This window comes from Nocardioides pelophilus, assembly GCF_014180685.1.
GTDB lineage: Bacteria > Actinomycetota > Actinomycetes > Propionibacteriales > Nocardioidaceae > Nocardioides > Nocardioides pelophilus.
On sequence record NZ_JACEHF010000168.1, the window covers coordinates 1 to 8959 of the forward strand.

Here is an 8959-nt window from a genome sequence, read left to right on the forward strand (position 1 = left end):
CGCTGCGCTCGTCGCACCTCAACCAGCGGCGGGCCGTCGCACCTCAACCAGCGGCGGGCCGTCGCACCTCAACCGGCGGCGACGGCCGTGGCGCTCGTCGTACCTCGACCAGCGGCGGCCGCTGCGCTCGTCGTACCTCGACCAGCGGCGGTGGTCAGAAGACGTTGAGCGGGCGGAACTGGACCGAGATCCGGGGGCCGGCCGAGGCGACCTTGGGCACGGCGTGCTCCCAGGTGCGCTGGCAGCTGCCGCCCATGACCAGCAGGTCGCCGTGGCCCATCTCGAACGAGAGGGATCCCGCGCCGTCGGTGCGGTCGCGGGGTCGCAGCGCGAGCCGCCGCGGATCGCCGACCGACACGATCGCGACCATGGTGTCGTCGGTGCCGCCGCGGCCGATGGTGTCGCCGTGCCAGGCGACGCTGTCGCGCCCGTCCCGGTAGTAGCAGCAGCCGGCCGTGCGGAAGGGCTCGCCGAGCTCGGGCAGGTAGCGGGCCGACAGCGCTTCGCGCGCCGCGGTGAGCGTGGAGTGGGGGAGCTCCTCGCCGATCATGTAGGTGTAGACGAGGCGCGGGACGTCGACGATCCGGTCGTACATCCGCCGGCGTTCCGCCCGCCACGGAACGGTGTCGACCAGGGTGGCGAAGACGTCGTCGGGGTCGGTCAGCCAGCCGCGGGCCACGTCGACCCAGGCGCCCGCGCTCAGCTCGTGGCGCTCGAGGCCGTCGAAACCGAGGTCGTCGGCCGCGGTCGGGGCGAACAGCGTGCTCTGGAAGTCCACCCCTCGGAGACTACCCGAACGATTCGAACACGTGTTCGCACAACGTCGGCGCGTCGCGCCGGTCGAGGCTGTGCGGTCGGTGCTGTGCGGTCGAGGCTGGGCAAAGGCCGATTTCGGCGTTCCGGGGACGGCTGGCGCGACGCGCCCTAGCCTCGGATCGTGGAGACAGTCGACAGGGGAACGGCTGACCGTCGCGCACTCAAGCACGTGGCGATCCGGGAGTACGTGCGGGACCTGGTCTCGGGGTGTGTGCCTGGTACAGCCGCCCCATCAGAGCGAGATCTGGTCGAGCGCTTCGGCGTGGCTCGGATGACCGTGCGGCAGGCACTCGACGTACTGGTCGCCGAGGGTGTGCTGCAGCGCTTCCCCGGCCGCGGCACCTTCGTGGCGCCTCCGCGGCGGAAGCCGAGCCAGATCGCGAGCTTCACCGAGGACATGGCCGGCCGCGGGACGGTCGCGGAGAGCCGCACCCTGGTGGCCGAGAAGGTCAAGGCGCCCGCCGGCGTCGCGCGGGCGCTCGGGATCGCCCCCCGCGAGCCGGTGCTCCGCTGGCGCCGGCTGCGGCTGGCCGACGGCAGTCCGGTCTGCCTGTCCGACGCCTACCTCAGCGCCAGCCTGGTGCCCGGGATCTTCGACGGTCCCGACCTGCCCGACAGCCTGTACGACGAGCTGACCTCGCGCGGCCGCCGTCCCACGTGGGCGGAGGACTCGCTCTCGGCGGGGGTCGCGACCCCTGAGGAGGCCGAGCTGCTGGAGTGCAAGGAGGGGGCGGTCGTCATCCGGCACACCCGCCGGGCGCTGTGGGAGGACCGGCCGATCGAGATCTCGCGCAGCGTCTACCGCGCGGACCAGCACACGGTCTCGTTCCAGCTCGGCGGCTGACTCCCGGCTCAGCGGTTCAACCGGCCGAGCTCGGCGACGACGGTGCCGGTCTCGTCGCACACCCAGGCAGGGTCGGGCCCGCCCAGGTCCGGCTCGATGTGGAGGGCGTGCAGGGGGCCGTCCGAGCACCCCTCGCACAGGGGCCACAGGCCCGTCCGGTCGGTGCGCCCGTGGGCGTCGACGAGTGCGTCCTGGACGTCCTGCGCGATCAGCCCGGCCAGGTAGGTGGCTCCCTCGGGCCACTGCTCCACCCACCACCGGCGCTGCGAGCAGGCCTCGTCCAGCACCGACACGGTGCCGGCGTTCGCGACGCCCCGTGCCTCGAGATCGGCCAGCACCGATGCCCGGGCCTCGAAGATCACGCGGTCGTCCACAGCCTCATTGTGCTTCGGTTTGCCAACCCCGCGGTGCGGGGCACCCGATCCGGCGACCCGCCACCGCTGCGGCGTCGTACGAAGGGAGCAGCCATGACCGATCACTTGCGCACGACGGACGCCGTGAGTGCCGTCCTCACCGACCTGGTCGACGACGGTGACATCGACATCACGTCCTGGACCGACCTCGACGGACTTCCGGACGACATCGACGTCCTCGCCGCCCAGGCGCGCGAGATCTTCGCCTACGCCCGCAGCTGGGTGTGCCAGCGCGCCGGCTTCGAGCCGAGTCCGGTGTGCCTGCTGGGGCCGCTCGCCGAGCTGATGGACGTCTTCGCGCGGGGGTTCTCGGAGGTCGAGCAGCGCGCGGTCGCCGACTGGCAGTCGATCCGGGACGCGGTCGTCGCGACCACCGAGGACCTCAAGGCGGTCGACCAGATGGTCGCCGACTGGCTGCCGGTGGTGGCCTGAGATGGGCGCGTCGTTCCTGGAGCAGGCCACCGGTCGTGGCGGGCTGCTCGACGCCACCCCGCTCGACCTGGCGCCGCCGGCGCTCGGCGGGCACACCCGCGACCGCGACGACGGGTTCGAGGCGCTCGACGGCGCGCTGTGCCGCATCCGCGACACCGTCAACCTCGGCATCGACGCGCTCAACCAGGCCGGGCTCGGCCTCCGGAAGCTTCCGGAGGGCAGTCTCGAGGAGCTGCTGGTGATGCCGCTGACCGGCGACTACCGCCGGATCCGACAGAACGCGCTCGCCACCGCACAGGTCCGCGACGCGCTGCGCACCTACTCGGAGAACGCCGTCCTGCTGTCGGTCGCTGCCGAGCCGCGGTGGGGAGGGCGCGCCGCGGCCGCGTTCCTGCTGCGGGTCAACGGCCATGCCCTTGCCGCGCGAGGGCTCGGCATGCTCGTCGCGGAGGCGGCACCGCTCTTCGACCTGGTCGCCGAGCAGAGTGAACGCCTGGCGATCGAGGTCGAGGAGCTGGTCATGGAGCTCCTCGAGCGGGGGGAACGGGTGGTCCGCAAGCTGCTGTCGCGGGTGTCCGGCCCGACCGGCTGGGCGACCTGGGCCGCGGAGCTGGCCATCAAGGGCTTCGACGCGATCACCGACATCATCGAGGACGTCGAGCGGATCCTCTGGATCATCGACCGCCTGCTCGACATGAAGGGCGAGGTCCTCGGCTGGGTCGAGGAGCAGCGCGAACGGCTCTCGATCCTGCTCGACCTCGTCGCCCTCGCTCGTCGCGAGCTCGCCGACCCGGGTGGTGGGGGCGGCTCCTGGTGAGGACCGCCCCGGCCGTGGCTAGTCTCCGGGAGTGATCCTGATCGACCCGCCGAACGCGTCCGGGCACGGCCGGCTGTGGTCGCACCTGGCGAGCGACGAGTCGTACGACGAGCTCCACGCCTTCGCCCGGCGCGCGGGCATCCCGGAGCGCGGCTTCGACCGTGACCACTACGACGTGCCCGCCGAGTGGTACGACGCCGTGGTCGCCCTCGGCGCCCGCCCGGTCAGCTCGCGCGAGCTCGTCGGCCGGCTCCGCGACGCCGGGCTCCGGCGCCGGCGGCCCCGCGCCTCGAGCGCATCACGCGACGAGGACTGACAGCTCCCGCTCCACGTTGCGCCGAGCCGGCTCCTCCCAGCGGGACAGCGCGTAGGCGGTGTGGAACAGCCGTGGCTTCGCGGTCAGCTCGCGCAGCACGTCGGCCCGGCCGGCGATGAACACGTCGTCGGTGAGGTGGCGGTACTCGGCCCGCACCGCGGCGGCGTACTCGTCGTACCTCTGCTGCGGCGCGGCCAGGATGCCGAGGTCGGCGTCCGAGAGGGCGCAGCCGTTGAGGTCGGCGTCGTCGGGGCGGTGCGACTCGGTGAGCCGCACCAGGCGCGCGACCTCGGCGACCGTGGCGTCGTCGACCAGGCCGGGCAGCGCGTGCTCGGCCCAGGCGGCGGGGCGCTCCTCGGCGTCCCGCTCGCCGTCGTAGACCGCGTCGTGGAACCAGGCGGCGAGCAGGACGGGGGTCCGGTCGAAGACCGCACCCGCGGCCGCCAGCTCCTCCAGCCGGTCGAGCACCTCGGACAGGTGGCGCACGTCGTGGTAGCCGCGGGTGGGATCGGCGTAGGCCGCGAGCAGCGCGTCGCGCAGGGCGAGCGCGTCGGGAAGCGGCCACGGCAAGGGGGACGCGTCGGTAGGTCTGCCGTCCATCGTCCCTGATTGTGGCCCATGCGGTGCCGGAGCGGGAGGGTTCGGGGAGGATGGGCGTGTGACCGAGGACGAGGCCCGCCAGGAACTGCTGCGACTGCGCAGCAGCATCGACAACCTCGACGCCGCGCTCGTGCACCTGCTCGCGGAGCGCTTCAAGTGCACCGAGCAGGTCGGGCGGCTCAAGGCGCACGCCGGGATGCCGGCCGCCGACCCGGCGCGCGAGGCGGTGCAGATCGCGCGGCTGCGCGCGCTGTCGGAGACCTCCGGGCTCGACCCGCACTTCGCGGAGAAGTTCCTCAACGTGATCATCGCCGAGGTGATCCAGAACCACCGGCAGTTCGTCGACGAGTGAGCGCCTGATGGCCGAGCCCGACCGTGACGCCACCGACGACGCCGAGACGCTCCGCCGGTTCTTCGCCCCCGACGGCCGGCTGCACACGATGCCGACCCGGCACCTGAAACGGCGGTTCGTGCTCGACCACATCGCGCAGCGCTTCGAGCCCGGTCGGCAGTACGCCGAGCGCGAGGTCGACGCCGTGCTCAAGGAGATCCACGAAGACCACGCCGCGCTCCGGCGCTACCTCGTCGACGACGGATTCCTCGCCCGGGAGAACGGCGTCTACTGGCGGTCCGGCGGCACCGTCGAGGTGTGAGCCGTTTGCTGCTGCAGGAATCCCCGGTCGACCGGGGGTTCCTGCACTTGTCGGCCACTGCAACGCCCGACAACAGCCAGTTCTGCCTGTCTGATGTGACGACTGAGGCTGGTGGAACCACTTGCCGACGGCGACCCGTTGCACGTCGAAAAGTCGCGAGGGACGATCGGGTCCCGGGCGTCAGGCTGACCCCATGACGACATCCGAGCTGAGCGCGACCACCGACGCCTTCCGCGCGCTCGCCCGCAGCTCGCCGTGGCGCTGGCGCACGCTGCACCTCCGGCACCGGTCCGGCAGCAGGCCCGGCGAGCTGCAGGTCGAGGTGGAGGCGTGGCTGACGCGCCCGGACGGCGTGCGCGTCGCAGGGGCGGACGGCCGCCTCCTCCGGCCCGGTGTGGAGGGGCAGCGCGCAGACGGGCGGGCGACCCGTCCCTGGGTGCCCCCGCCCGCCGAGCTCCGAGCGGACGGACTGGTCGACCGCCGTGCCGACGCTTACGCCGACGACGGGCTCTTCTGGAGCAGCTACCACTGGGTGGCCATGCTCGACCCGGTGGAGCTCAGCCACCACGTCCGGGTCGAGGAGCTGCGCGAGGACGAGGTTGCCGGCCGGCGGGCGTGGCGTGCCCGGCTGGTCGCCGAGGAGGGCTACGAACCCAGGTGTGGCGGCAATTGCTGCGAGCTGATCTACAGCCAGGCAGGCTTGCACGCCGACTTCTCGGACGACCTCTCGCGGCTCCCGGAGGCTTGGCGCGGCCGCCGCTACCCCGATGCCTACGACACCGCGCTCGACGTCGGGACGGGCGTCGTCGTACGCCTGCACCCGCTCGGTGGCGAGGCGGACGGTCCGTGGCTCGAGAACGACATCCTCGAGGTGGACGCCTCGTTCGGGTGACGACCGCCGTCAGGTGCCGGCGAGCTCGTCGCCGGCGTCGGCGATCCGGTAGGAGTAGCCCTGCTCGGCCAGGAACCGCTGGCGGTTCTGGGCGAACTCGGCGTCGACCGTGTCGCGGGAGACCAGCGTGTAGAAGCGGGCGACCTTGCGCTCGCCGCCGGGCCCGGGCTCACCGGGTCGCAGCAGCCGGCCGAGCCGCTGCGCCTCCTCCTGACGGGAACCGAACGAGCCGGACACCTGGATGGCGACCTCGGCCGACGGCAGGTCGATGGAGAAGTTCGCGACCTTCGAGACGACCAGGAGGTCGACCTCGCCCTGGCGGAACGCCTCGTAGAGCCGCTGCCGCTCGCGCACGGTCGTGGCGCCGGTGATCACGGGCGCGTCCAGCGCCTCGCCGAGCTCCTCGAGCTGGTCGAGGTACTGCCCGATCACCAGCGTCGGCTGGCCGCGGTGCCGGGTCACCAGCTCGCGGGTGACCGCGACCTTCTCGCGGGTGCACGACGCCAATCGGTAGCGCTCCTCGGGCTCGGCGGTCGCGTAGGCGAGCCGGACCGCGTCGGGGAGGGTGACCCGCACCTCGACGCACTCGGCCGGCGCGATCCAGCCCTGCGCCTCGATGTCCTTCCACGGGGCGTCGTAGCGCTTCGGGCCGATCAGCGAGAACACGTCGCCCTCGCGGCCGTCCTCGCGCACCAGGGTGGCCGTCAGACCGATCCGGCGCCGCGCCTGCAGGTCGGCGGTCATCCGGAAGATGGGCGCCGGCAGGAGGTGCACCTCGTCGTAGATCACCAGCCCCCAGTCGCGGGCGTCGAACAGCTCGAGGTGGGAGTAGACGCCCTTCCGGCGGGTGGTCATCACCTGGTACGTCGCGATGGTGACCGGCCGGATCTCCTTCGCCGACCCCGAGTACTCACCGATCTCCTCCGGCGTCAGCGACGTCCGGCGTACCAGCTCGTCCTTCCACTGGCGCGCGCTCACCGTGTTGGTCACCAGGATCAGCGTGGTCGCCTGGGCCTGCGCCATCGCGGCCGCTCCGACGATGGTCTTGCCGGCCCCGCAGGGGAGTACGACGACGCCGGAACCGCCGTGCCAGAACGACTCGGCGGCCTCCTGCTGGTAGGCCCGCAGCTCCCACCCGTCGGTGACGAGCTGGATCGCGTGCGCCTCGCCGTCGACGTAGCCCGCGAAGTCCTCGGCCGGCCAGCCGAGCTTGAGCAACGCCTGCTTGAGGTTGCCGCGCTCGGAGGGGTGGACCGCGACGGTGTCGTCGTCGATCCGGTCGCCGAGCATGCCTGCGACCTTCTTGGCGCGCAGCACCTCCTCCAGGACCGGGCGGTCGGTGCTGGCGAGCACCAGCCCGTGCACGGGGTGCTTCTCGAGCCGCAGCCGGCCGTAGCGGGCCATCGTCTCGGCCACGTCGACCAGCAGCGCATGGGGCACGGAGTACCGGCTGTAGGCGAGGAGGGTGTCGATCACCTGCTCGGCGTCGTGCCCGGCCGCCCGCGCGTTCCACAGGCCGAGCGGGGTGAGCCGGTAGGTGTGGATGTGCTCGGGACTGCGCTCCAGCTCCGCGAACGGGGCGATCGCCCGCCGGCACTCCGCCGCCTGCTCGTGGTCGACCTCGAGCAGCAGCGACTTGTCGGACTGCACGATGAGCGGGCCGTTGATCACTGCACGAGTTTACGGGGCCGTCCGCCAGCCCTCCCCATCCGCGAGTCGGCGCGAATGTGCATCTCGACCCCGCCGAGTCGGTGCGGGGGTCAGGGGACCGGGGTGACCCGCAGGATCCGGTGGACGGCGAAGGTGCGGACGTCGTCGGCGGTGTGGTCGCGCGCGGTGAGCCGGCCGCCCTCGACGGAGAGCGGGTCGACGACGCGCTCGCCGACCACGCCCTGGTTGTCGGCGAAGCCGATGACGACGGACGCGCCGCGCTCGATCGCGTCCCGGAGCGCGGAGAGCGCGCCGGCGGGCGAGACGGCGGCAGCAGGACGCACCGCGGCGGCGGCGTCGCCGGCGCGCAGCGCCCGGACCGCGGCGGCGACCTGGGCGGCGTGCCGAGCCTCGCCGTGGCCGGCGCCGCGCGCCCGCGGGGTGCGGGCCCGGACCTCGTTCGGGCGGCCGACGCGGACCGTCCCGTCGGGTCCCTCGACCACGGGTGCGACGCCCAGGTCGCGCAGCCGCGCGAGGAGCACGTCGACCGGAGCCGTGCTCACCAGCACCGTCGGCGCGATCAGCCGCAGTCCGAGGGCTCCCGCGCTGGGGTGGTGGGCGAGCTCGGCGAGGGCGGGCTCGTCGTCGGAGCGCACGAACGACTCGGCGTAGCCGACCCGCACCTGACCGAACGTCCGCACCGCGTCGTCGACGAGATAGGTGAGCGGCTGCGGCACCGGCGTCCGCGAGACCGAGGCGAGGAAGGCGTGCACGTCGACCGCGGTCCACCCCGCATCGAGTGCTCGTCGTACCGAGCCGGGTGAGAAGCGGTAGACCGTGGCGGTGCCGCGCGACTCGACGTCGGCCACGAGCCCGAGCGAGCGGGCGAGACCGGACTCGAGCGGACCCGGCGCCACCGCCGTCAGGTCGGCCTGGATCAGCACGTGGTCGACGGGCTCGGGCAGCAGCGCCGCCAGCACCGGCGCGGGGTCCTCGCCGGCGAGCAGCGCCCGACCGTACGGCGCCAGCGCGTCCAGCCCGGTCACCCCCAACGCACCCGCCTCGGTGACGGTCCACGCCACCTGGTCGGCGCGCGAGCGCGGCCGGCGAGGGCGCAGCCACGCCAGCCGGGTGACGACCGAGGGAAGTCCGGTGCCCGATGCCAGCGCCCGACCGACCGGGACCTCGGCCAGCGCGGCGAGCGTCATCGCCCGGGTCTCGGGCATGAGCACGGAGGCGAGGTCGGGAGTGAGTGCGTTCCAGGGCTTGTCGTCGGCCGCGCGCTGACCGACCAGCCCGGGCAGCCGGGAGCTCGCGAGCCAGGCGCGGGCGAGCGTCACCCAGCGGGTCGCGACGTCCGCGTCGAGCCAGGTGTCGAACGCGTCGGTCGGCACCCACACGGGGTTGCCGTCGGCGTCGGCGCGGGTCGCGACCAGCCCCGCCAGCGCCGCGACCTCGATCACCAGCGCGGCGTCCGCCTCGGACACGTGGGCGTGGGCGGCGGCCGCCTTCAGCTCGCGGACGCC

General features: G+C 73.3%; 12 protein-coding genes. 7 read left to right on the forward strand and 5 right to left on the reverse strand.

The window, feature by feature from the left end:
• Positions 1-154: 154 nt before the first annotated feature.
• Entirely contained in the window at positions 155-778 is a 624-nt protein-coding gene (locus H0488_RS19460) for an alpha-ketoglutarate-dependent dioxygenase AlkB (RefSeq protein ID WP_183100891.1), read from the reverse strand.
• 249 nt (positions 779-1027) lie between these two features.
• Here H0488_RS19460 and H0488_RS19465 point away from each other — a divergent pair, with 249 nt between their 5' ends.
• A complete protein-coding gene (locus H0488_RS19465) occupies positions 1028-1660 on the forward strand; it encodes a GntR family transcriptional regulator (protein ID WP_312856440.1) in 633 nt (210 codons plus the stop codon).
• Positions 1661-1668: 8 nt separating this feature from the next.
• Here H0488_RS19465 and H0488_RS19470 read toward each other — a convergent pair whose 3' ends face one another.
• Positions 1669-2034: a DUF8819 family protein gene (locus tag H0488_RS19470; RefSeq protein ID WP_183100892.1), complete on the reverse strand. Its 366-nt coding sequence runs from the start codon at positions 2032-2034 to the stop codon at positions 1669-1671.
• 93 nt (positions 2035-2127) lie between these two features.
• Here H0488_RS19470 and H0488_RS19475 point away from each other — a divergent pair, with 93 nt between their 5' ends.
• The 3 genes from H0488_RS19475 to H0488_RS19485 are packed head-to-tail and all read left to right on the forward strand — an operon-like array spanning position 2128 to position 3638.
• Positions 2128-2505 (forward strand): hypothetical protein, encoded by a 378-nt coding sequence (locus H0488_RS19475; RefSeq protein WP_183100893.1) that lies wholly within the window; start codon positions 2128-2130, stop codon positions 2503-2505.
• A gap of 1 nt (position 2506) precedes the next feature.
• A complete protein-coding gene (locus tag H0488_RS19480) occupies positions 2507-3322 on the forward strand; it encodes a hypothetical protein (RefSeq protein WP_183100894.1) in 816 nt (271 codons plus the stop codon).
• 31 nt (positions 3323-3353) lie between these two features.
• Positions 3354-3638, forward strand: coding sequence for a DUF4031 domain-containing protein (locus H0488_RS19485; RefSeq protein WP_183100895.1), 285 nt, complete (start codon positions 3354-3356; stop codon positions 3636-3638).
• Here the strand turns inward: H0488_RS19485 and H0488_RS19490 are convergent.
• Entirely contained in the window at positions 3621-4238 is a 618-nt protein-coding gene (locus H0488_RS19490) for an HD domain-containing protein (RefSeq protein WP_246372518.1), read from the reverse strand. The genes H0488_RS19485 and H0488_RS19490 overlap by 18 nt on opposite strands.
• Positions 4239-4296: 58 nt before the next feature.
• Between H0488_RS19490 and H0488_RS19495 the strand changes: the two genes are divergently transcribed.
• The 3 genes from H0488_RS19495 to H0488_RS19505 all read left to right on the forward strand — a co-directional run bounded on the left by H0488_RS19495 (position 4297) and on the right by H0488_RS19505 (position 5783).
• Positions 4297-4590: a chorismate mutase gene (locus H0488_RS19495; RefSeq protein WP_183100896.1), complete on the forward strand. Its 294-nt coding sequence runs from the start codon at positions 4297-4299 to the stop codon at positions 4588-4590.
• Positions 4591-4597: 7 nt separating this feature from the next.
• Positions 4598-4891, forward strand: a complete 294-nt coding sequence (locus tag H0488_RS19500) for a DUF2087 domain-containing protein (RefSeq protein ID WP_183100897.1) — start codon at positions 4598-4600, stop codon at positions 4889-4891.
• A 193-nt stretch (positions 4892-5084) separates the two neighbouring features.
• Positions 5085-5783: a hypothetical protein gene (locus tag H0488_RS19505; protein WP_183100898.1), complete on the forward strand. Its 699-nt coding sequence runs from the start codon at positions 5085-5087 to the stop codon at positions 5781-5783.
• Between the two features lie 9 nt (positions 5784-5792).
• Here H0488_RS19505 and H0488_RS19510 read toward each other — a convergent pair whose 3' ends face one another.
• Positions 5793-7454, reverse strand: a complete 1662-nt coding sequence (locus H0488_RS19510) for a DNA repair helicase XPB (protein ID WP_183100899.1) — start codon at positions 7452-7454, stop codon at positions 5793-5795.
• A gap of 89 nt (positions 7455-7543) precedes the next feature.
• Positions 7544-8959, reverse strand: a 1416-nt coding sequence (locus H0488_RS19515) for a helicase-associated domain-containing protein (RefSeq protein ID WP_183100900.1), incomplete at its 5' end; no start/stop codon positions are given.

Bases quoted from the DNA above. Each gene is read 5' to 3' on its own strand.
- H0488_RS19505 (WP_183100898.1), top strand. From the start codon at position 5,085: ATGACGACATCCGAGCTGAGCGCGACCACCGACGCCTTCCGCGCGCTC.
- H0488_RS19500 (WP_183100897.1), top strand. From the start codon at position 4,598: ATGGCCGAGCCCGACCGTGACGCCACCGACGACGCCGAGACGCTCCGC.
- H0488_RS19475 (WP_183100893.1), top strand. From the start codon at position 2,128: ATGACCGATCACTTGCGCACGACGGACGCCGTGAGTGCCGTCCTCACC.
- H0488_RS19480 (WP_183100894.1), top strand. From the start codon at position 2,507: ATGGGCGCGTCGTTCCTGGAGCAGGCCACCGGTCGTGGCGGGCTGCTC.
- H0488_RS19490 (WP_246372518.1), bottom strand. From the start codon at position 4,238: ATGGACGGCAGACCTACCGACGCGTCCCCCTTGCCGTGGCCGCTTCCC.